General features: G+C 66.4%; 17 protein-coding genes. 4 read left to right on the top strand and 13 right to left on the bottom strand.

The window, feature by feature from the left end; translation table 11 throughout:
• From VL129_RS02890 to VL129_RS02860, 7 genes are all read right to left on the bottom strand, one after another.
• A partial coding sequence (locus VL129_RS02890) for an efflux RND transporter permease subunit (protein ID WP_325409871.1) occupies positions 1-2,570 on the bottom strand: 2,570 nt, incomplete at its 3' end.
• The gene (locus VL129_RS02885; protein WP_325409869.1) at positions 2,563-3,744 is read right to left on the bottom strand and encodes an efflux RND transporter periplasmic adaptor subunit; all 1,182 of its coding nucleotides are present in this window, start codon (positions 3,742-3,744) and stop codon (positions 2,563-2,565) included. The genes VL129_RS02885 and VL129_RS02890, both read right to left, overlap by 8 nt.
• Positions 3,745-4,025: 281 nt before the next feature.
• The gene (locus VL129_RS02880; RefSeq protein WP_325409867.1) at positions 4,026-4,694 is read right to left on the bottom strand and encodes a DUF3313 domain-containing protein; all 669 of its coding nucleotides are present in this window, start codon (positions 4,692-4,694) and stop codon (positions 4,026-4,028) included.
• An 82-nt stretch (positions 4,695-4,776) separates the two neighbouring features.
• Positions 4,777-5,682: an amino acid ABC transporter substrate-binding protein gene (locus VL129_RS02875; protein WP_325409865.1), complete on the bottom strand. Its 906-nt coding sequence runs from the start codon at positions 5,680-5,682 to the stop codon at positions 4,777-4,779.
• A 46-nt stretch (positions 5,683-5,728) separates the two neighbouring features.
• Positions 5,729-7,060 (bottom strand): putrescine-ornithine antiporter, encoded by a 1,332-nt coding sequence (gene potE, locus VL129_RS02870; protein ID WP_325409863.1) that lies wholly within the window; start codon positions 7,058-7,060, stop codon positions 5,729-5,731.
• 73 nt (positions 7,061-7,133) lie between these two features.
• Complete coding sequence (locus VL129_RS02865; protein ID WP_325409861.1) at positions 7,134-9,434, bottom strand: Orn/Lys/Arg family decarboxylase; 2,301 nt, start codon at positions 9,432-9,434, stop codon at positions 7,134-7,136.
• A 71-nt stretch (positions 9,435-9,505) separates the two neighbouring features.
• Positions 9,506-11,806, bottom strand: coding sequence for an Orn/Lys/Arg family decarboxylase (locus VL129_RS02860; protein ID WP_325409859.1), 2,301 nt, complete (start codon positions 11,804-11,806; stop codon positions 9,506-9,508).
• A 276-nt stretch (positions 11,807-12,082) separates the two neighbouring features.
• On the opposite strand from VL129_RS02860, the gene VL129_RS02855 reads away from it, so the two are divergent.
• From VL129_RS02855 to VL129_RS02840, 4 genes are read left to right on the top strand one after another with little or no spacing between them, the layout of a single operon-like run.
• A complete protein-coding gene (locus VL129_RS02855; RefSeq protein WP_325409875.1) occupies positions 12,083-13,153 on the top strand; it encodes an AI-2E family transporter in 1,071 nt (356 codons plus the stop codon).
• 15 nt (positions 13,154-13,168) lie between these two features.
• The gene (locus VL129_RS02850) at positions 13,169-14,662 is read left to right on the top strand and encodes an efflux transporter outer membrane subunit (RefSeq protein WP_325409857.1); all 1,494 of its coding nucleotides are present in this window, start codon (positions 13,169-13,171) and stop codon (positions 14,660-14,662) included.
• Positions 14,659-15,786 carry an HlyD family secretion protein gene (locus VL129_RS02845; protein WP_325409855.1) on the top strand — a complete coding sequence of 376 codons (1,128 nt, stop codon included), beginning with the start codon at positions 14,659-14,661 and terminating at the stop codon, positions 15,784-15,786. The genes VL129_RS02850 and VL129_RS02845 overlap by 4 nt, the downstream gene beginning before the upstream one ends.
• The gene (locus VL129_RS02840; protein WP_325409853.1) at positions 15,776-16,810 is read left to right on the top strand and encodes a DUF2955 domain-containing protein; all 1,035 of its coding nucleotides are present in this window, start codon (positions 15,776-15,778) and stop codon (positions 16,808-16,810) included. The genes VL129_RS02845 and VL129_RS02840 overlap by 11 nt, the downstream gene beginning before the upstream one ends.
• 72 nt (positions 16,811-16,882) lie before the next feature.
• Here VL129_RS02840 and VL129_RS02835 read toward each other — a convergent pair whose 3' ends face one another.
• The 6 genes from VL129_RS02835 to VL129_RS02810 form a co-directional block, all read right to left on the bottom strand.
• A complete protein-coding gene (locus VL129_RS02835; RefSeq protein WP_325409873.1) occupies positions 16,883-17,473 on the bottom strand; it encodes a PqiC family protein in 591 nt (196 codons plus the stop codon).
• Positions 17,474-17,489: 16 nt separating this feature from the next.
• Complete coding sequence (locus VL129_RS02830) at positions 17,490-19,100, bottom strand: PqiB family protein (RefSeq protein WP_325409851.1); 1,611 nt, start codon at positions 19,098-19,100, stop codon at positions 17,490-17,492.
• Positions 19,100-19,726, bottom strand: a complete 627-nt coding sequence (locus VL129_RS02825) for a paraquat-inducible protein A (RefSeq protein WP_325409849.1) — start codon at positions 19,724-19,726, stop codon at positions 19,100-19,102. Before VL129_RS02825 ends, VL129_RS02830 begins: the two co-directional genes overlap by 1 nt.
• Positions 19,723-20,319 (bottom strand): paraquat-inducible protein A, encoded by a 597-nt coding sequence (locus VL129_RS02820; protein ID WP_325409847.1) that lies wholly within the window; start codon positions 20,317-20,319, stop codon positions 19,723-19,725. Before VL129_RS02820 ends, VL129_RS02825 begins: the two co-directional genes overlap by 4 nt.
• A 276-nt stretch (positions 20,320-20,595) precedes the next feature.
• Positions 20,596-22,431, bottom strand: coding sequence for a glutamine--fructose-6-phosphate transaminase (isomerizing) (gene glmS / locus VL129_RS02815; protein WP_325409845.1), 1,836 nt, complete (start codon positions 22,429-22,431; stop codon positions 20,596-20,598).
• 12 nt (positions 22,432-22,443) lie between these two features.
• Entirely contained in the window at positions 22,444-23,229 is a 786-nt protein-coding gene (locus VL129_RS02810; RefSeq protein ID WP_325409843.1) for a DeoR/GlpR family DNA-binding transcription regulator, read from the bottom strand.
• Positions 23,230-23,312 lie beyond the last annotated feature (83 nt).

Here is a 23,312-nt window from a genome sequence, read left to right as displayed (position 1 = left end):
TAGGACATGTCGCTGGGCAGCTCCGCGGCGGCCACCTCCTCCAGGGCTTGCAGCGCCTGCGCCGAGGTGTAGCCCGGCGCCGGCCGGCCGGTGATCTCGGCCGCGCGGAACATGTTGAAGCGGTAGGTGAATTCGGGGCCGCTGGTGGCCTCGCTGGTCAGCAGGGTATTCATCGGCACCATCTCGCCGCCGCTGTTGCGCACGTAGAACAGCGACGCGTCGGCCAGGTCGCGGCGGTAATCGGTCTCGGCCTGCACATACACCTTGTACAGCCGGCCAAAGCGATTGAAATCGTTGACATAGGCCCCGCCAAGGAAAGCACCCAGGGTCTGGTTGACGTCGCCCGGCGCGACCCCGAGCTTCATGGTCTTCGGGGTATCCACGTCCAGGAAGATCTGCGGCACCGTGGCCCGGTAGGTGGTGTACAGCCCGCTCAGCTCCGGACGCTCGCTGGCCGCCTCGATGAAGGCCTTGGCCTGCTCGGCCAGGTAGTCCGGGGAGTTGCCGCTGCGATCCTGCAACATCATCGAGAAACCCGAACCGGTGCCCAGGCCCGGAATGGCCGGCGGACCGAAGGCGATGGCGATGCCCTCGTTGATGACCGCCAGCTGGCCGTTGAGCCGGTGCGCGACCCGGGTAGCCAGATCCTCGGCCGCCGGGCGCTCATCCCAGTCCTTGAGCTGGATGAAAACGAAGGCGTTGTTGGTGGATGAGGCGCCGGAGAGGAAGCTGTAGCCGGTCACCGTGGTGTACGACTCGATGGCCGGTTCGGCCGCCAGGATGGCCTCGACCTTGGTCGCCGCGGCGTGCGTGCGTTCCAGTGACGCGGCGTCGGGCAGCTGCAGGTTGGCCATCAGGTAGGCCTGGTCCTCTTCCGGCACGAAGCCGCCGGGCAGCGCGCGAAACAGCACGAACAGCGCCACCACCAGCATGGCGAGCACCAGCAGCGCGCGCAGCGGGTGGTGGGTGAAGCGGGCGGTCAGGTCAATGTAACGATCCGTCACCTTGTCCAGAACCCGGTTGAAGCGGGCGAAGAAGCGCCCCAGCAAGCCCTGGCGGGCGCCATGCTCATGGGGCTTGAGCAGGGTGCTGGACAGCGCCGGACTCAACGACAGGGCGACCACCGCCGAAATGCACACCGAGATGGCGATGGTGATCGCGAACTGTTGATAGAGCCGCCCGGTGATGCCCGACATGGCCGCCACCGGCACGAACACCGCGGTGAGCGACAGCGCCGTGGCGATCACCGGGCCGCTGACCTCCTTCATGGTCTCGATGGTCGCCTGGCGCCGCTCCATGCCCCGCTCCATCTTTTCCGACACCCCCTCCACCACCACGATGGCGTCATCCACCACGATGCCGATGGCCAGCACCAGGCCGAGTAGCGAGAAGGTGTTGATGGAGAAACCCAGCAGCGGAAACACCGCGAAGGTGCCGATCAGCGCCACCGGCACCGCCAGCGTGGGAATCAGCGTGGCGCGGAAGTTCTGCAGGAAAATGAACACCACCAGGGTGACGATGACGGTGGCCTCGAACAGGGTGTGGACAATTTCCTCGATGCCGGCGGACACCGGCTTGGTGGTGTCCAGCGAGATCACGTATTCGATGTCCTGGGGAAAGCGCGCCTGCATGTGCTGCATGGCGGCACGGATGTGCTCCGCCACCTGCAAACCGTTGGCATCGGGCAATTGATAGACCGCCATCACGGCCGCCGGCCGGCCGTTGAAGGCGCCGATCTGGTTGTAGGTCTCGGCTCCCAGCTCGATGCGCGCCACGTCGCGCAGCAGCACCTGCGAGCCATCCGGGTCGGAGCGCACGACCACTTCGCCGAACTGCTCCGGAGTCTCCAGTCGCCCCCGGGTCTGCACCGCGTAGGCAAACTCGGTGCCCGGCGCCGCCGGCGGGCCGCCCAGCTTGCCGGCCGGGGTCAGCACGTTCTGTTGCTGCACGGCGTTGATGATGTCCGGCACGGTCAGCGCCAGCCGGCTGAGCTGGTCCGGCTTGATCCAGATGCGCATGGCATAGTCGGAGCCGCCAAAGATGGTGACCTGGCCGACCCCCTGGATACGCGAGACCTCGTCGAGCACGTTGATCGACATGTAGTTGGTGAGAAAGTCGGCATCGAAGCTGCCATTGGGCGAGCGCAGGGTGACCAGCATCAGCGGGAAGGCCAGCGCCTTCTTGATTTTCACCCCCCGCCGTTTGACTTCCTCGGGCAGTTGCGCGGCGCCTTCCGAGACGCGGTTCTGTACCAGCACGTTGGAGATGTCCTGGTCCGAGCCCACCTCGAAGGCCACCGACAGGGTCATCTGCCCGTTACCGGCGTTGGTCGATTTCATGTACAGCATGTTCTCCACGCCGTTGACCTTCTGCTCCAGCGGCGTGGCCACCGACTGCTCCACGTTCACCGCATTGGCGCCGTCGTAAGTGGCTTCGACCTTGATTTCCGGTGGCGTGATGTCCGGGTACTGGGCAATGGGCAGGCGCCCCATGGCCACCAGGCCGACGATCAGGATAAGGATCGAGATCACCATCGCGAACACCGGGCGGCGGACGAAGAACTCACCCATTCTGGCCACCCACCGCCACCGGCGGCAGATCCCCCGTCCCGGCCGGGCGTGGACGCACGGTCATGCCGGGGCGCAATCGCAACAACCCCTCCACCGCGACCCGTTCCCCGGCCTGCAGGCCGGATTCGATGACCCAGTAGCTGCCCAGCCGCGGCCCGACCCGCACCTGACGAACCTCCACGGTATCGTCCGCCTTGATGACGAATACCCGGTGGACCGACTGCAGTTCGCTGATCGCCCGCTGCGGCAGCAGGATGGCGCCCTGGATCGCGTCGGCATCGAAGCGGATGCGCGCGAACATGCCTGGACGCAGCAGGTTCCGGGGGTTGGGGAACTCGGCTTCGATGGTCAGCGAGCCGGTGGTGGGATCGATGTTGCGATCGACCTTGGTGGGCGTTCCCAAGTGGTCATACAGACTGCCGTCGGCGAGGATCAGCTTGAGGGTGCGCTGGTGCATCCCGTCGGCCTCGCCCCGCTCGGTGGCCGCCGCCAGCCGCCGTACCGCCTCCAGGTAGCCGCGCTCGGTGATCGAGACACGCACGCCAATCGGGTCGGTGCGCGAGATCACGTTCAGCATCCCGCCATTGTTGCTCTGGCTGACGTAGTCACCGACCTCGGCCTGCGACAGGCCGATCAGCCCTCCCTCGGGCGCATGGATCTGCGTGTAGCCCAACTCCAGCTGCGCCAGCTGCACCTGCGCCTTGGCCGCCGCCTCCTGATTCCTCGCGGCTTCGTAGTTGGCCACGGCGGCATCCAGGTCGATCTTGCTGACGGCATTCATCGCGGCCAGCGGGCGGATGCGCTCCAGGTCCGACCGGGTCTTGACCATGGCAGTACGGGCCTGGGCCAGCAGCGCCTGCGCCTGCGCAACCTTGGCCTGCAGGGGTTGGGGATCAATGGTGTAAAGCAGGGCGCCCTGATCGACAAAGGTGCCTTCCTTGAAATGGATGCCTTCGAGGAAACCGTCCACCCGGGCGCGGATGGTCACATCGACGGAACCAATGGTTTCGCCCACCACGTCCAGGGGGATGCTCACGTCCTGCGGGGCGACAGTGACGAACGGGATGTCCGGTACGGCCGCGGCGGGTGGCGGCTCGTCACCGCACCCGCCCAGCCCCAGCAGCAGGGCCAGTGCTAGGCCGGAACACGACAGGCGATGGCTGTACGTTGGCACGGGACGCCCTCTTCAATGCTCAGCGCGATCACGGCTGCATCGCTCGCCCGGCTGGCGTGCCCGCCGGCAAGAGATGCATTGCTCCTGCATCGTCGGTCCGCGTACCCGCCTTGCGTGGCAGAACTGCGATCTGAGCGTCCCAACGCTTTCAAGGTAGTGCATGACAGATGCCCGACGGTCCGGCGGGATAGCCGCTCATCAGTGCCCCCGGGCCTGCCGGGCCGCGCACCGCGCCTGGCGGCCGGCTGAACACCCGGGCCGGCGGTGGCACGGATGCAGCCCTACTCGAAGCGCTCGATATCGCGCACGATGCCATCGATCACGCCCTTGAGGGTCGCCAGGGTGACCTGCTCCTCGCGGTTCTCCAACTCCTCGCCGAACCCCTTGCGCACCACCTGCAACACCGGCTGACCGGTACTCGCGTCGAGCAGCTCGGCCTCGAGGAACAATTCCGTCGTACGGTCGCGGGTACCCGTGGCGCTCGTCGTGGCGGCGACCACCAGCGCGATCGGGATCACCTCATAGGGCTTGAGTCCTTCGGCCTCGGCTTCCACACCGGTAATGGCCGCCCGCAGGATCAAGGTGTTCGGACGGGGCTGCGCGCCCGGCTCAAGCAACTGGAATCGCCGGCTGAAGGCGGTTTTGATTTGCTGACGGGCGTAGGTCTGCAGCTCGTCCAGGGTCGGGCTGCTGATCTGCTCGGTCGGCTTCGGGGCGGGATAGAAGCTGATCGACTGCACCTGCATGTACCGGTAGTTGTCCACCTTGACCCCCGGCGCCATCCAGCGCATCACCGGTTGGCCGGTGGCCGACGTAGCCGGTTGCAGGCGCGAATAGTCCGATAGGAAGCCGGAATACTGTTCCGGCTGGGTGATGTCCTTCGAGGCACAACCTCCGAGCACCAGCGCGGAAAACAACAGCCCGGAGATGGCGATGCGGGAACGCTTCATGGTGTTGCTCCTGTCTTGATGGGTTAATCAGGGCGCCGGCGCGGAAGGCCACCGAAGACCTATTCCGGCTGGCCGTCTCGCCCTATGGCAGGGCATAGACAGAAAACAGCTGCCTTGCCCCCTCGCGGAGATCCCCCAGGTACTGTTTGTGCAACTGCTCGATGCCGCCCGAGCGGTACAGCTCGCTGATCACAGTATCCACCAGCAGCCGGAAGTCCTCGTCGCCGCGCTCCACGGCCATGGCCACCGGAGCGAAAGCGAAGATGGTGTCGAGCACCCTCATCTGCTCGGCGTATGCGCCCTTGCGTAGACCGCTCTGCAGCAGCATGCGCTCGCCGAAGAACGCATCGGCCTTGCGCTCGGCGACCAGCTGCAGGCCCTGCTCGTGACTGGCGACCGTGACCAGGGTGGCGATCACGCCGAGCTTGCGCATCCGGTCGCGAATCATGTCTTCGGTGATGCCGCCTTCGATGGTGGCGTAGGTGTGGTTGGCCAGCCCCTGGTTGATGGTGGCGCGCCAGGTCGGGCCGGTGTGCACCGCTTCGCCACTGAGCACCCTGACCAGCGCCGGGGCGGCGTCTTCGCGCACCGCCACGGAAAGGCCGGCGGTGTACACCGGCCGCGAGTAGCTCACCGACTTGCGCCGCTCCAGGGTTTCCGGCGTCGGGGTGCAGAGAATATCGATCTCGCCCGCGCGCACGGCACCGACGGCCGTGTCGGCACTGACCGCCTGGTAGTTCACCCGCATGTCGGTCAGGCCCAGCTCTTTCTGGACCCGGTCGGCAATCTTCAGGCACAGGTCGATACCGTAGCCGCTGACCTTGCCGCCCTCCTCGCCACTGAACGGCACGAGATCGGGGAGATAACCCAGGTTGAACGTATTGCTCATGCGCACACGTTCGAGCGTATCGGCGCCAGCCAGCACCGGTAGCAGCGCGAACAGGCCGGCGAGCAGCAGACTGACGGGGTTGTATGGCTTCATGTTCATCTCCTGTCCCTACCTTCGGATGTCTTGGCAATCGGAAAGACCCCGCCTAGCTGCCCGCGACGACGGCGGGCCGCTCATTGACGAAGTTCTTGGCGATGAAGCCGTAGAGCAGGTAACCCACCACCAGCACGATGGTGGCCCCGAACACCGCATCCTTGCCGGAGGCATAGATCGCATAGAACGAGTAGGCCATCGCGATCAACAGAACCGCCACGTTGCGGCTGAACACCGCCTGGCTGACATCGGCCTTGTACATCATCACCAGCAGGCCGGTGAGCGCGGTGACGTAGGGGATCAGGTTGGTCACCGCGGCCAGGCTGACCAGCTTGCCGAACTGCTCGCTGGCGTTGGGCGAAATGGTCGACAGCGCCAGCAGGGTCTGCAGCACGCCGCAGACGATCATGCCGATGATCGGCGCGTTCGCCGCCGTGACCCGGGAGAACAGTTTCGGGAACATGCCCTGGTCGGCGGTCATCTTGGCCGTCTGCGCGAGGGTGAACTGCCAGCCCAGCAGCGAACCGACGCAGGCCATCACGGCCAACGCCATGATGATGTTGCCGACCACCGGGTTGAACATCTGCGCATACACATAGGCGAACGGCGCCGAGGAGTTGGCCAACTCGGCGTTCGGCACGATGCCCTGGATCACCGTGGTCGACAGCACATACACCACCGCCGCGCCCAGGGTGCCGAACAGGCAGGCCAGCGGCACGTTGCGCTTGGGATCCTCCACGGCGTCGGAGCTCTGCGCGGCCGACTCCATGCCAAGAAAGGCCCACAGGGTCAGCGGGATGCTCTGGGTGATGGCATCGCTGACGGCGATGTCGTTCGGGTTCCAGGCGGCGGCGAACACCTCCGGCTCGAACCAGAACCAGCCGATCAGGCTCAGGCCGGCCACCGGGATGATCACGCCCCAGACGGTGACCGTGCCGAACTTGCCGGTGATGTTCGGCCCGCCAAAGTTGGCCACCGTGGTGATCCACAGCAGGCCGACCGTGCCGATGAACAGGGGAATGGCGCCACTGCTCAGCCAGGGCACGAACGACGACAGGTAGCCGACCGCCGAGATGCCGATCGCCACGTTGCCGATGGCCAGCGACAGGAAGTAGAGGAAGGAGCACAGGAAGAACGCCGACTTGCCGTGCGCCTCCTCGCTGTAGGCCGACATGCCACCCGAGCGGTTGCAGAGCAGGCCGCACTGGGCGAAGCAGTAGGCGATGGCCATCGAGCCAATCGCCGTGACGATCCACGACAGCAGCGAGACGGCGCCCAGCTGTGCCATGTTCGAGGGCAGCATGATGATGCCCGAGCCCATCATGTTGACCGCCACCAGGGTGGTCAGGCCCACCAGGCCCATCTTCTTGCTTGACTCAGCCATACCAGACTCCTCGCGCTGTCCTCGGCGGCGGCCCTGTGCCCGGGCAGCGCGCCCGGGCGGCGGGAGCCGGGCGTTACTGTTTGACCACGTAGACCCTGTAAGTGAGCTGTCCCTCGGCGTCGTGCTCCACCTCGACGCCGTGGTTGTCATGGCCGAAGCCCGGGAAATGGCTGTCGAACAGCTCCATGGCCAGCAGGTAATCGATGATGGCGCGCTTGTCGGCGCCAGCCTTTTCGCCCGGCATCATCAACGGGATGCCCGGCGGATACGGCACGATCTGCACGGCAGCCGTGCGGCCGAGCATGTCGCGCACGGCGATCTGTTCGATCTCGCCCTTCACCAGCCGCGCATAGGTGTCGCGCGGAGAGGCCACCGGATCGGGCAGCAGGCTGAAGGCCGCGTCCATGTTGTGCAGCAGGTTCGAATCCAGCATGTCCTGGTGCATCGCCTCGGCCAGGTCGCGCAGGCCCATGCCGGCATAGCGCGCGGCGTGCTCGGCCACCAGCTCGGGCATCACCTGCTCCAGCGGCGTGTTGGCGTCGTAATAGCGCTTGAACTCCATCAGCCCGGCGACCAGCGAACCCCACTTGCCACGGGTCACGCCGACACTAAACAGCAACAGGATCGAATAGGGCTCGGTCTTCTCCACCACGATGCCGCGGCTGGAGAGGAAGGACGACACCAGCGGCGCCGGAATGCCGCTGCCCTCCATCTCGCCCTCCAGGCTTTGCCCTGGCGTCAGCACTGTGACCTTGATCGGGTCGAGCATGCAGTAGTCCGCCCCCAGGTCGCCAAACCCGTGCCAGGTGTCGCCGGGCTTGAGCACCCAAGCGTCGCCGTGGCGCAGCACGCGTGGATCGAGGTCGGCGAACGGCACCCCCTCCACCTCGTCCGGCTGCCACACGCCGAACCACCAGTCCTGGGCATCGCGCTGGCGCATTTCATTGCCCAGCCGCGCCATCGCCTGGCGGAAGGCGATGGCCTCGCTGATGGATTCGTCGGTGAGGTATTCGCCGGCGTCGTCCATCATCTTCGCCGACACGTCGGTGGAGGCGATGATGCTGTACTGCGGCGAGGTGGAGGTGTGCATCATGAAGGCTTCGTTGAAAAGCGCCGGCTTGACCGGCACCTTGCCCGAGCGGATATGGATCATCGACGCCTGCGACAGGGCGGCGAGCAGCTTGTGGGTGGAGTGGGTCACGGTCACCGTGGCATCGTCGGCGTGCCGCTCGCCGCGGTGCATGCCGTAGCGCCCCTCGTAGAGCGGGTTGAAGCGCGCATAGGCGTACCAGGCCTCGTCGTAGTGGATGCGGTCGACCGTCTTGCTCAGCTCGCGGGTGGTGGTCTGCACGTTGTAGCAGAGCCCGTCATAGGTCGAGTTGGTCAGCACCGCCAGCACCGGGCGGGTCTGCTTGTCGCGCGCCAGCGGGCTTTCGGCGATCTTCTTCGCCACCGCCTCGGGGCTCAGCTCGCTCTGCGGCACCGGGCCGATCAGGCCGCGCGCATTGCGCCGCGGACGCAGGTACAGCGGCACCGCACCGGACTGGTTCAGCGCGTAGTTCAGCGACTTGTGGCAGTTGCGGTCGACCAGCACGGCATCGCCGTCGGTGACCGAGGCGTGCAGGATGATCTGGTTGCTGGCCGAGCTGCCGCCCACCGAGAAGAAGGTGAAGTCGGCACCGAACACCCGCGCCGCATAGCGTTCCGCCTCGGCGATCGGCCCCGAGTGATCGTTCAGCGAGCCCAGTTCGCCGACCGACACGCTGAGATCGGAGCGCAGCATCTGCTCGCCGTAGAAGTCGAGGAAACTGCGCCCCACCGCGGTCTTCATGAAGGCGGTGCCGCCGGTATGGCCGGGGGTGTGCCAGGAGTATTCGCAGGTGTCGGCGAAGTTGACCAGCGCGCCGAAGAACGGCGGCAAAATGCTGTCGAGATAACGGCTGGCGGCCGCCGCGATGCGTCCGGCGATGAAGTCCGGGCTGTCTTCCGGCAGCCAGATGAAGCCGTCCATCTGCTCGACGAACTGCAGCGGCACGCGCCGCTGGTGCGCCTGACTCATGCCCAGCATGATCGGCAGCTGGGCGGTGCGCTGGCGAATCAGGCGGATCACCTGCCGGGCCTTGTCCAGGTCCTGCTCGCACAGGCCCCAGGCAAGGATCACGCAGCAATAGGCGGGATTGGCGTGGAAGGCGATTTCAGCATCGCCCAGGGAGCTGGCCAGCTCAACCTCCAGGTCATGGGCCTGCAGTGCCCGCATGACCGCCTGAGCTCTGCTGAGGATGATGCTGTCCTCATGCCCCTGGGTACTGGCCACGATCAGCACCGGATAGCGCTGCGCCAGGGATGGGGGCAGCGGCGTTTGCGAGTGACTCATTGCAAAACCCTCTTGGAGGACGGGCTACGGCTGTCGCCGGGGACAGGGCCGCGGCACAGGCAACGTTTGGCTTACTTCAAACACCAGAAGTGGTAGTCGCCGTCCTTGTGCACCGCCCCTGACACTTCCTTCTCGAATCCGGGAAACCGGTTGCCCCAGTCCTGCAAGGCCCCGATGTAACGAAGCCAGGGGCCATCCGCCGGCCCCAGGTTCTCGCCGGGCATGACGATCGGGATGCCCGGCGGATAGGGCATCACGCCGACGCCGGTGACCCGGCCCGCCGCCTGCGACAGCGGCAGCAGTTCGGCGTCGCCGGCCTGCAGGGCCTGAAAGGCGGCGCGCGGGCTGCGCTCGATCGGCGGCAGCTGGCCAAAGGCCTCGGCCTGCAGACTGTCCATGCGGCTGCTGCGCATGTGCTCGAACATCTCGCGGCTCAGATCGCGCAGGCCCATGCCGCTGTAGCGCGCGGGATGCGCGGCCACCAGATCGGGCAGCACCCGCTCCAGCGTCAGGTTGCAGTCGTAGTGGCGCTTGAAGGCCAGCATCACGTTGATCAAGGTGGCCCACTTGCCCTTGGTCACTCCGATGCTGAACAGGCACAGCACCATGAAATCGGTGATGCGCGAGGGCACGATGTTGTTGCGGTAGAAGAAGGCGCCGAGAACGGGCGCGGGGATGCCTTCGGCCTCCAGTGTGCCGTCGACCCCCATGCCCGGCACCATGATGCCGACCTTGATCGGATCGAGCAGACACCAGCCCTCTTCCAGTCCGGCGAAGCCGTGCCATTGCGCACCCGGCTCCAGTTCCCAGCAGGCAGGATCCGTCGCCAGCAGCTCGGCATCGGCATCGACGAAATCGACCCACGTGCCGCTTGCGTCGCGAACCCGGGGCGCGTTCCACGGCTGGAAGAACCAGTCGCCACGGCTGGCAAACTCGCGATGGACACGCGCCAGCGCCTGGCGGAAGTCCACCGCTTCGCGAATCGCGTCCTGGGTCAGGCTGTAGCCGCCGCTGCCGTCCATCATCGCCGCGCCCACCTCGTTGGAGGCGAACATCGGGTAGAGCGGCGAGGTGCTGGCCTGGATCACGAAGGACTCGTTGAAGCGGCTGTGCTCGATCGGCTTGCGGCCGTTGCGGATATGGATGAACGAAGATTGCGAGAGCGCCGCCAGCAGCTTGTGGGTGGAGTGGCTGGCGAACACCGTCGGCGCGTCGGCGCGGTGTTCGAGCGGATCGCCGCGCATGGCGAAGCGCCCGCGGTACAGCGGATTGAAGCGCGCATAGCCGTACCAGGCCTCGTCGAAGTGGATACGGTCGCTGCTCTGCGCCAGCAGGGCCTCGGCGCGTTCGGCATTCAGGCACATGCCGTCGTAGGTGCAGTTGGTCAGCACCGCATAGACCGGCTGGTCGTCCTGCGCCTGGGCACGCAGGGGATGGTTGGCGATGGCGGCGGCAATGCGCTGCGGGTCGAACTGTTCCGGCAGCAGCGGACCGATGATGCCGAAACGATTGCGGGTCGGGGTCATGTACACCGGCAGGCCGCCGCATAGCACCAGGCCCTGCTCGATGGATTTGTGGCAGTTGCGGTCGCACAGGGCGAACTGGTTTTCGCCGACGCAGGCCATGAAGATCGTGCGATTCGAGCCGGAGGTGCCGTTGAGCACCGCATAGCTCAGGTGCGCGCCGAAGATCCGCGCGGCATAGGCCTCGGACTCGCCGACCGGGCCGCTGTGGTCGAGCACCGAGCCGAGGTTGCCGCGCTCGATGCCGCTGTCGGCGCGAAACAGGTTCTCGCCGAAGAAATCGAAGAACACCCGCCCGATCGGCGACTTGGTGAAGGCGATGCCGCCCTGGTGGCCGGGCGCCGCCCAGGAGTGCTCTTCCTTCAGGGTGTAGCGGATCAGCGCATCGGTGAACGGCGGCAGCAGGTGGTCGAGGTAGCGCTCGATCGCGGCGAGAACCCGTCCGACGACGAACGGCGCGGTGTCTTCCAGCATCCAGAGGAATTCGTCGGCCAGCTCCATGGCTTCGACGGTGATGCTGCGCTTGGCATCGCGATCGGCCATCAGAAACACCGGCACCCGTTCGTGGCGCTGGCGGATGGCGCGCAACAGCTCCAGCGCCTGGGCATGGCTCTCGGTATCGTTGCGGCCCAGCGTCCAGTCGACGCAGATGCAATGCAGCGCGGCGTCGGACACCACCGCGGCCATGCCGTCCTCATAGGAAGCGGCACCAATCACGTCGGTGTTGCGTGAGCGGAACTCGTTCGTCAGTTCCTGCAACACCCGGCCGCGTACCCCGTTCGGGTGTCCCAGGTCATCATCGACCAGCAGAACTCGCTTGCGCAGCTGAAAACTCGTGCGCCCAATCATGAGTTGATCTCCCGAAAAATGGGGAGCACCACTGCAGCGACATCCTCGGCGACGATGCCCGGAGCGGAGAATACCCCTACCACCAGTGCGGTATCCGAAGCTGTGTAAATTCCGACCGGTGGATTCTTGACGAAGTGCCTGGCGGGCTCGGTTTTCCGATGCGCGGCCACGCACGCCGTCAGCCCGTTCCCGACGTGCAATCTGCCCTGGCGCGCTGTCTATCGGAGGGTTGCCCCTCTCGCCGCGCCGCAGCGCGGCAAGGAGACCCCGATGCCGATGCCGCCCTTCGCGTACTCCAATCAGGCGCGCGACCTGCTCGATGTGCTGATTCGCGCCGGCCTGATCGTGGTGCTGGTGCTGTTCTGCTTCGAAATCTTCCGTCCGTTCCTCAACCTGATGCTCTGGTCGGTGATCCTGGCGGTCACCCTGTATCCGCTGCACCGCCGGGTGCGTGCCCGCCTGGGCGGCCATGATGGCTGGTCCGCCACGCTACTGGTGCTGGTTGCCGTGGTGGTGTTGCTGGTACCCCTCACCCTGCTGGGCGCTTCGCTGGTCGAGTCTGTGGAAAAGTCCGTGGGCCTGGTCCGCAGCAGCGATTTCCGCGTGCCACCGCCCGCCGCGTCGCTGGCCGGCTGGCCGCTGTATGACACCTGGCTGCAGGCCTCCACCGATCTTACGGGTGCGATGCAACGCTTTGCGCCGCAGATCAAGGCCGCCCTGCTGCTCGCCCTCGGCTCCCTCGCCGGCCTCGGCATTGGCCTGCTGATCTTCATTGTCGCGCTGATCATCGCCGGCATCTTCATGGCCTATGGCGAGCTGGGCAACCGCAGCGCGGTCGACATCGCCTCGCGCCTTTCCGGGCCGGAGAAAGGCCCGCAGATCGCCCAGCTGTGCACCGCCACCATCCGTGCCGTGGCGATGGGCGTGGTGGGCATCGCCTTCATCCAGATGCTGCTGGTCGGCGTGGCCCTGGTGATCAAGGGCGTTCCCGGCGCCGGCCTGCTGGCCCTGGCGGTTCTGCTGCTGGGCATCATGCAGTTGCCGGCCACACTGATCACCATCCCGGTCATCATTTATGTGTTCAGCACGGAAGGCTTCGGCACCGTGCCCATGATGTTCGCCATTTACGTGTTCATTGCCGGACTGGCGGATAACGTGCTCAAACCCCTGTTATTGGGCCGGGGCGTCAACGTGCCCATGCCGGTGGTGCTGATCGGCGCCCTGGGCGGGATGGTCACCAACGGGGTGATCGGCCTGTTCATCGGGCCGGTGGTACTGGCCGTCGGTTATCAGCTGTTCTGGCAATGGGTCAGGGACCAACCCCAGCCCGCTGGGCCTGACCACTGAAGCGCCGCCGCCGCGATGGCGCGCTACCCGTGGCTGCTGGGCGTCCTGGTCATCGGTGGCTGCATGCGCGTGGGCCCGGACTTTCAGCCACCGGGGGAAGTCTGGCTCGATCATTGGAACAGTCCGGCCATTGCACTGGCCAGCCAGCAGCGGCTGGAGCCGGATGTGTCCGCCTGGTGGCAGGTCTTCGGCGATCCGCTGCTCGACCGGCTGATCGCCGAGGCCGATATCCACAACAGCAGCCTGAGGATCGCCGGTCTGCGGATCATGGAGGCGCGTGCCCAGCTGGGCATTGCCAGTCGTGGCCGTTATCCCCAGGTTCAGCAGGCCAGCGCCGACAGCCTGTACCTGGACCGCCAGCAGTCCGGCGGCCGTAATCCGCAGGACAGCCACTTCTGGCAGCACAGCCTGGGCGTGGATATCGGCTGGGAACTGGACTTCTGGGGCCGCTTCAGCCGCGCCATCGAAGCGGCCGACGCCAGCTATTTCGCCGCCCAGGCCAACTACGACGATGTGCGCGTGCTGCTGCGGGCGCAGGTCGCGGACACCTATTACCTGCTGCGTACCACCGAGGCCCGCCTGCGCGTGGCGAGGGAAAATGCCGCGCTGCAGAAGCGCAGCTTCGAAATTACCGAAAAGCTGTTTGCCAGCGGGCAGAGCGACGAACTCGATCTGCAGCAGGCCAAGACCCAGTACCTGGCCACGGCGAGCAGCATTCCCGAGCTGGAGGACCAGGTGCTGAACACACGCAACGCACTGGCCGTGCTGGTCGGCCGACCACCGGCTCCGTTGGCGGAACTGGCCGAGCGTGAGGGGTTGATCCCACTGGTCGATCACGCCGTGCTGGAAGACGTTCCGGCCAATCTGCTGCGCCGCCGGCCGGACATTCGCGCCGCCGAGCTGAATGTCGCCGCCCAGTCGGCCCTGGTCGGCGTGGCCCAGGCGGATCTCTACCCGTCGCTGAGCCTGCTGGGCAGCATCGTCTGGTCCACCAGCTCGCTGAGCGGCGCGCCCGACACCCTGGACCTGCTTGGCGGCCCCAGCTTGCGCTGGAACCTGGATTTCACCCGCACCCGTCACAACGTCCGCGTGCAGGACGCCCGCCTGCAGCAGTTGATCGAGGTCTACCGCGACGCCGTCCGCCAGGCGGCGCGCGAGGCCGATGATGCCGCCCGCGGCCTGAGCAAGGCACTGGAGCGCGAGCGCATCCTCGGCGAGGCGGCGCAATCGGCCGAACGCTCGCTGAGCCTGGCCAGCGCCCAGTACCGCGAAGGCCTGGCGGACTTCCAGCGCGTGCTGGATGCCCAGCGGGCCCTGCTGGTGCAACAGGACAGCTACCTGCTGACCCGCTACAGCGCGGTCAGCAACCTCATCGCCCTGTACCGGGCACTCGGTGGCGGCTGGTACGGCACGCAACCCTGGGTCGACGCGGCGACCCGCGAGCAGATGCAACAACGCACCCACTGGGGCGATCTACTGGACGAGCCCGGCACAGGAGCGCCCCGATGAACGAGCAGCCCGCCGCCTCGGTGGCGGAACCGGAAACGCCCCCCGCCGCGCCCAGCGCGCCGGTGGACAAGGGCGTTCGCCGGGTGGTCTGGCTGATCGTCGTCAGCCTGGTCTGGTACCTGCTCGCCGACCGTTTCACGCCCTATACCCAGCAGGCCCGTGTGCAGGCCTTCATCGTGCCGGTGGCGGCGGAAGTGGCCGGCCGGGTGGTGCGTGTGCAGGCGCGCAACAATCAGATGGTCGACGCCGGCGCACTGCTCTTCGAGGTGGACCCCGAGCAGTACCGGATCGCCGTGGCGCGGGCCCGCGCCGATCTCGAATCGACCCGCCGGCAGATCGCCGCCAGCACCGCCGGCATCGACTCGGCGCTGGCCAAGCTGGCGGCCGCCGAAGCCAATGCGCTCAAGGCCCGGCAGGATCGCCAGCGCCTCGAAAGCCTGTACCGGGACGATCCGGGCACCATCTCCCTGCGCCGCCTGGAAGTGTCGCGGGCCACCCACGCCGAGGCCGACAGCCAGGTGGCGATGGCCCAGGCCGAGGTGCAACGCGCCCGTGAACAGCAGGGCGGCAGCGAAGAGCAGAACGCCCTGCTGCGCAGCGCGGCCGCCACCCTGGAAAAGGCCGAGCTGGACCTGGCCAATACCCAGGTGCGGGCCCGCACGGCCGGGCTGATCACCGACCTGCGCACCGACGTCGGCCAGTTCGCCGTGGCCGGCAATCCGGTGATGACGCTGATTACCCTGCAGGATGTGTGGATCCAGGCGGAGATGACCGAGAACAACCTGGGCCGGGTGGTGCCCGGCACCCCGGTGGGCATCGTGCTGGATGCCCTGCCCGGCCGGGTCTTCAGTGGCCGGGTGCGCAGCGTCGGTTATGGCGTCAGTGTCGGCTCGAGCACCGCGCCCGGCAGCCTGCCGAGCGTGGAGAACAGCCGGGACTGGCTGCGCCCGGCGCAGCGTTTTCCGGTGATCGTCGAGATCGATCGCGACGAACTGACCCACCTGCGGGGCATCCGCGTGGGCGGCCAGGCGGATGTCATGGCCTTCCCCACCCGGGGCAACCCTCTCAATCCGCTCGGCCGCGGGTTCCTCTACCTGATGAGCTGGCTGGCCTATGCCTACTGATCCGCGGGCCCGCCGGGCGCTGCGCCTGGCCTGCGGCACCGCGCTGTGCCTGGCGGCCAGCTTCGGTCTCGGCCTGCCGCTGCCGTTCATTGCCCCGCTGCTGGCCACGTTCCTGCTCGCCCGACTCAAGCAGCCACTGCCGCTCAAGGCGTGCCTGGGACTGATCGTGCTGGTGGTGCTTACCACCAGCGGCGGGCTGCTGCTGATTCCGCTCCTGCAGCACACCCCGCTAGCCGCCCTGCTGCTGGTGGCCGTGGCGCTGTTCCTGGCCTTTCGTCGTGGTTTGCGGGGCAGCGGCAGCACGCTGGTCACTACCTTTCTGGTGATCGGGCTGACGATGATTTCCGCGCTGGGCAGCGTCGAGTTCGACCTGGCGCTCGCGGTGATCGGCGCGCTGGTCCAGGGGCTGCTGCTCGCCGTGCTGGCGCTGTGGATCGGCCATGTGCTGTTTCCCGAACCGCCCGGCGTAACGCCCGCGCCGGCGGTGACGCCGCTGTCCGAGGATGCCGACTGGATCGCCTTGCAGGCCACGCTGGTGGTGATGCCGACCTACCTACTGGCGCTGATCGACCCGTCCGCTTACCTGGCGATCATTCTCAAGGCGGTCAGCCTTGGCCAGCAGAGCGGTGGGACCCCGGTGCGCACGGCCGTCCGGGAACTGCTCGGCTCGACCCTGCTCGGCGGCCTGCTGGCCATGCTGTTCTGGTGGGCGCTGGGCCTGTTCGTGCACCTGTGGATGTTTTTCCTGTGGATGCTGCTGGTCGGTCTGCTGCTGGCGCGCAAGCTCTACGGCCTGCGGCCGAGCCGGCAAAGCCCGGGATTCTGGCTGAACACCCAGGCGACCATGCTCATCCTGCTCGGCCTGTCGGTGCAGGACAGCGCCAATGGGCAGGATGTCTACCATGCCTTCGCGGTGCGCATGAGCCTTTTCATCGCCATCAGCCTGTACGCCAGCCTGATGGTGCTTCTGCTCGACCCGCTGCGCCTGCGGCGGCGTGGGCGCCGATCCGTCGGCTCGATGTGATCTCTGGGTAGGTTGTTCATCCGGGGCATTCCCGGTGCGCCCCCCCAACCCTTCCAGGCGGTGGTCCCGAACTTATCCACCGCCGCCCGCGCAGCTGCGCAACCGGCCGCGACTCGCCTCGACGACCAACGCCGCCAGGGTGATCAGATTGGTCTGGTGCGCATTCACCAACGTCTCCAGGGCGTCGCCGGCCGGGGTTTTCAGGACCGTATGGCAATGGGTCTCGGCGCCCGAACCCAGCGGCTTGAGCCGCCATTTCACGTCCAGCAGGGCGTACTCCCCGAGCACCGAATCGAAGCGTTGCACGTCGACCCATAGCGAAGCCTTGGGTTGGGTCGGCGGCGAACCTGGCGGTGGATTCAGCTGGTACTGCAATGCGCTGTGGATTTCGTCGACCAGTGGAGCGCCCCACCACTCGGTTTCGAGGACCCACAGGCCACTGCGTCCCTGGCGAATGACGATTTGCGTACGGTCCACCTGAGCCGGCACCGCCACCGGCTCGAGGCGGATATCCATGCCCGGTGTCTGAGCAGCGGCCGGCGCCCCGTAAGAGGGAACCAGGGTGTGAAAGTTGACCGGCTCACTCGCGCAGGCGGCGAGGATCAGCGCCAGACCGATCGCCAGGGCCGGCGCCAGGCGACTCGACAGGTATTCGGGCAGCATCGACATGGGCTCCCCCTCAGGGTTCGGAGGCTTTCGGGCGGCCCCGGATCAGCGATTCGGGATGCCGGCCCAGATAGTCGGTCAGCTCGCGCAGCGAACGGGACATGCGCCGCAGCTCATTGAGGGCCTGGTTGAGTTGCTGTCGCTGCGGGGAATCGTCGGCAAGCGTGCGATTGGCCGACTCCAGCGTTTTTTGTAGCTCTTCAAGGGTCGTCTGCAGACCCGGCAGGGTCTGCCGATTGAAGAAGCGGAGCCCCTGGCGCAGCTCGTTCAGGTTGCCATCCAGATTGGTGACGATGCGTTCGAACGGCAGCTGACTGAGCTTGTCGACCAGTTGCTGCAGTTGCTCCTGAACCCTTTCCAGGTTGCCGGGCATGGTGGGAATGCGGATCGGCCGCTCCGACAGATCGAATTCTACGGGCGGCTCGTGCGGATAGAAGTCCAGGGACACGTACAGCTGACCGGTCAGCAGGCTGCCGCTGCGCGCCTGGGCGCGCAGGCCATGCTCCACGAAATTGCCGATCAGCCGCGCGGTGGCCGTTTCGTCGTCGGGTGAGTGCTTCAGCGCCTTGAGCATCTTGGCATGGGCCGGCCCGAGACGATCCGGATAGATCACCGCATCGACCATGACCGGGAACGTCCGCTTCTCTTCATCGAAGTCCAGTTGCACCGCAATGACCTTGCCGAACTCGACCCCCATGAACTCAACCGGTGCGCCCACCGCCAGCCCGCGCATCGCCTGATCGAAGCGCAGGCGAATGAACTTCTCTTCACCGGTGGGTGGCGCCAGCGCGCTCTGCTCGTCGGCAAACAGCTGGAAGCGCTGTCCTTGTGCCGCGGGCTGGCCGACCGGGGCAAACGCCGGGGAACGGAAGGCCAGCCCACCGGCCAGCATCGATGCCAGCGACGCGGTATCGACCCGGATGCCCTTGGCGTCCAGGGTCACATCGATGCCGCTGGCATTCCAGAAGCGGGTACTCGCGGTGACATACGCATCGTGTGGGGCACGAATGAAAATCTCGATGGTGACGCTTCTGCCATCGGCATCCAGCGCGTAGGAAATCACCTGGCCCACCGGAATCCTGCGGTAATAGATGGGGGAGCCAATGTCCAGCGAGCCAAGGTCCGGCGCCGAGAGGAGAAAGCGCTTGCCCTCCTCCCCGTAGGTGATGGGCGGTGGAGATTCGAGCCCGATGAAATGTTCGGCGCGCCGCGTCGACTGACCGGCGTCGGCGCCGATGAAGCTGCCCGACACCAGGGTATCCAGCCCGGTGACGCCGCTGGCGCCGATGCGCGGACGCACCACCCAGAACTGGGAATCCTCGCTGGCGAACGACTCCGCCTCCTTGGACAGGCGCACGGTGGCCTTCACGCTTTTCTTGTCCTCGGCCAGCTTGATCGCGGTCACCTGACCGATGGCCAGATTGCGGTACCTGACCTCCGTCTTGTTGGCCACCAGTCCTTCCCCGGTCCTGAAGGTAATGGTGAGGGTCGGACCTTCCTGCATCCAGTTGCGCACCACCAGCGAGGCGCCCAGCAGCAGGGCCACGATCGGCACGATCCACACCAGCGACACGTTCCAGCGCCGGGTCTTGATGGGGGCCGGTTGCGGCGGCGTCTGCTGCATCAGCCGTCTCCCCGGGACGTCGCGCCGTCCCAGATCAGGCGGGGATCGAAACTCATGGCCGAGAGCATGGTGAAAACCACCACCAGGCCGAAGAACAGGATGCCCGGGCGGGGCTCGATGGTGCCCAGCTCCTGCATCTGCACCAGCGCGGCGACCAGCGCCACGACCAGCACATCCAGCATCGACCAGTAGCCGATCAGCTCGATGAAGCGATAGAGCTGGGCGCGCTGGCGCAGCGCCCAGTCGCTGTGCCGCTGGGTGGTGATCAGCAGCAGGGACAGGCCCAGGAACTTGATGCAGGGGACGCCGATGCTGGCGATGAAGATGATCAGCGCGATATCCCAGGCGCCGCCTTTCCAGAATTCCACGACGCCGCCGATGATGGTGCTGCCGCCACCGCTGCCAAACATGCTGGTATGCATGACCGGCACCACATTGGCGGGTATGTAGAACACCAGGGCCGCCAGCAGGTAGGCCCAGGTGCGGGCAATGGCATCGCTCTTGCGCCAGTGCAGCGGTGCGCCACAGCGGCTGCAACGCTGCGGACTCTCCTGCATGTCGCAGGCCAGGCCGCAACCATGGCACAGGCACAGGTTCAGGGTGGTGGCCAGCGGAGGCTCGTTCATAGCCTGTCCCAGAGATCGCGCACATCGCGCCCAGCGATGTAAATCAACACCACGCTCAGGGCGGCCAGGGCAATCAGCCCTACACCCGGTATCACATCGAGCATTCCGGCCAGTTTGATCACCGCCACCAGCGCGCCGAGCAGGCACACCTCGAGCATGTTCCACGGCCGCAGACTTTCCAGCCCGCGCATGCACAGCGCGAACGCCGGTGAGCGCCGGTGGCCCATGGCGAACACCAACACCCAGATCAGCAGCAACACCTGCAGGATGGGCGCGATGATGATGGTCAGGGCGGCTACCAGCGCCATGAAGGTGATGGAGCCCTCGCTGAGGATCCGAACCGAGTCCCACAGCGTCGCGGAGTTGCTCACGCCCTGCAGCCTGATGCTCATCACCGGGTAGAAGTGGGCGTAAACCATCAGGATGGCGGCCGTCACGCTCAAGGCCAGACGCTGCTGTACGGAAAGTCCGACATGGCGCTGGAGGACGCCCCCGCAACGCACGCAGACCGAGCGCTGGTGACGCGCCAGCGGCGACTTGCGATAGACCGCGTCGCAGTATTCGCAAACGATCAGCTCGCTGGTCTTCGTCATGGCGCATGCAACCTGGCCAAGCTCATCCACCGAATGCGACCCCCGCTGAGCCTCCTTACGGGCGGTCACGCCTTTGTGGGTCGGCCACACCGCACCCACGGTCCCGGCAGGCGTGGCGAAGCACGTTCACCTGTAGAACAGGGGACACCCGGATAAGTTCAGACCGATACGGGGATGACGAGGCGAGCCCGCGGTGGCGGCGCGGGTCACGCCAGTACGACAAACACGGCGCCGCAGAGGATGCCGCGCGGGGTTTCCAACCAGAAGTGCTGCGTATTACTCCACCGTCACCGACTTGGCCAGGTTGCGCGGCTGGTCGACGTCGGTGCCGCGCAGCACGGCGACGTAGTAGGACAACAGCTGCAGCGGCAGGGTGTAGTAGATCGGCGCCAGCACCTCGTGCACGTGCGGCATGGTGATGACCTGCACGCCGTCCTCCTTGTCCATGCCGGCCTGTTCGTCGGCGAAGACGATCAGTTGGCCGCCGCGCGCGCGCACTTCCTGCAGGTTGGACTTGAGCTTCTCCAGCAGCTCGTCGCTGGGCGCCACGGTGACCACCGGCATGTCGCTGTCCACCAGGGCCAGCGGACCGTGCTTGAGCTCGCCGGCCGGGTAGGCCTCGGCGTGGATGTAGGAGATTTCCTTGAGCTTGAGCGCCCCTTCCATGGCCACCGGGTACTGGACCCCGCGGCCGAGGAATAGGGTGTGATGCTTCTCGGCGAACAGCTCGGCGACCTTTTCCACAGCCTTTTCCATGCCCAGCACCTCACCCAGGCGGCTGGGCAGGCGGCGCAGCTCGCCGACCAGCTCGGCTTCCAGTCCGGGGGCCAGGCGCTGCTGGCTGCGGCCCAGGGCCAGGGTGAGCAGTAGCAGGCCGACCAACTGGGTGGTGAAGGCCTTGGTAGAGGCCACGCCGATTTCCGGGCCGGCGTTGGTCAGCAGGCACAGGTCGGACTCGCGCACCAGCGAGCTGGTGGCCACGTTGCAGATGGTCAGGCTGGCCAGGTAGCCGGCGCTCTTGGCGTTGCGCAGCGCGGCCAGGGTGTCGGCGGTTTCTCCGGACTGGGAGATGGTCACGAACAGGCTGTCCGGCTGCACCGCCACCTTGCGGTAACGGAACTCGCTGGCCACTTCCACCTGGCAGGGAATGCCGGTCAGGCCTTCCAGCCAGTAGCGAGCCACCATGCCGGCGTGGAAGCTGGTGCCGCAGGCGATGATCTGCACGTTGCGCACCTTGGCGAACAGCTCGGCGGCCTGCGGGCCGAACGCCTGCACCAGCACCTGATCGTCAGCCAGACGGCCTTCCAGGGTGCGTTGCACCACCTTGGGCTGCTCGTGGATTTCCTTGAGCATGAAGTGGCGGTATTCGCCCTTGTCGGCGGCTTCGGCGCCGTCCTGCAACTGCAGGGTCTCGCGCTGCACCTCGCGGCCTTCCACGTCCCAGATGCGCACGCTGTCGCGGCGGATCTCGGCGATGTCGCCCTCCTCCAGGTACAGGAAACGGTCGGTCACCTGGCGCAGGGCCAACTGGTCGGAGGCCAGGAAGTTTTCGCCCAGGCCGAGACCGATCACCAGCGGGCTGCCGCTGCGCGCGGCAAGGATGCGGTCCGGCTGGCTGGCGGCGACCACCGCCAGGCCGTAGGCGCCGTGCAGTTCCTGCACGGCCGCCTTGAGCGCTGCGGCCAGGTCGCCCATCTCGTGCAGCTTGTAGTGCAGCAGGTGGACGATGACCTCGGTGTCGGTATCCGAAGTAAACAGGTAGCCCAGGCCCTTGAGCTGCTCGCGCAGGGCCTGGTGATTCTCGATGATGCCGTTGTGTACCACGGCAATTTCGTTGCTGGAGAAATGCGGGTGGGCGTTGCGTTCGCACGGTGCGCCATGGGTGGCCCAGCGGGTGTGGGCGATGCCGAGGCGGCCGCTCAGGGGCTCCTGCTGCTGGGCCTGTTCCAGCTCGGCGACCTTGCCGGAGCGGCGCAGGCGCATCAGCTGGCCATCGCTGTCGATGACCGCGATGCCGGCGCTGTCATAGCCTCGGTATTCCAGGCGCTTGAGGCCTTCGAGCAGGATCGGCGTGATGTTGCGTTCGGCGACGGCGCCTACGATGCCACACATGGTTGTTTCTCCTTAGGGGTGCTCGGCCATGGCGGTACAGATGAGCCTCACGCCATGGGCCTCGATGCGTTTGCGCGCGTCGTCTTCGAGGCGCGTATCGGTGATCAGGGTATGGATCTGCGCCCAGGGCAGCTCCAGGTTGGGAATGCGCCGGCCGATCTTGTCGCTCTCCACCAGCACGATGACTTCACGGGCCACCTCGGCCATCACCCGCGACAGGCCGAGCAGTTCGTTGAACGTGGTGGTGCCGCGCTCCAGGTCGATGCCGTCGGCACCGATGAACAACTGGTCGAAATCGTAGGAACGCAGCACCTGCTCGGCCACCTGGCCCTGGAAGGATTCCGAATGGGGGTCCCAGGTGCCGCCGGTCATCAACAGCGCCGGCTCATGCTCCAGCTCGCGCAGCGCGTTGGCCACGTTCAGCGAGTTGGTCATCACCACCAGACCGGGCTTGCGCCCCAGTTGGGGAATCATCGCGGCGGTGGTGCTGCCGCTGTCGATGATCACCCGCGCATGCTCGCGAATCAGCCCCACGGCGGCACGCGCGATGGCCTGCTTCCAGGGCGAAGCGCTCTGCGTCGGCTCGTCGGCGATCAGCTCTTGCGGCATCGGCACGGCGCCACCGTAGCGACGCAGCAACAGCCCGTTCTTTTCCAGCGCCGCCAGGTCCTTGCGGATGGTGACTTCGGAAGTGGCAAAACGCTTGGCCAAGGCATCGACACTCACCTCGCCCTGCTCGGCGAGCAAGGCCAGGAGGGCGTGTCGACGCTGCAGCGTATTGCGTTTGGGAAGCGGCATGTTTCGATCCGAAACTTTCAGGGCGCGAATCAAAACATAGCAGCGGTTCGGCTGCAAGGAGAAAGCGGAGGGAACACGGACCT

Source organism: Pseudomonas sp., from assembly GCF_035497915.1.
GTDB lineage: Bacteria > Pseudomonadota > Gammaproteobacteria > Pseudomonadales > Pseudomonadaceae > Serpens.
The sequence above is the reverse complement of the archived record's forward strand: the minus strand, read 5'-3'. Positions and strand labels throughout refer to the sequence as shown.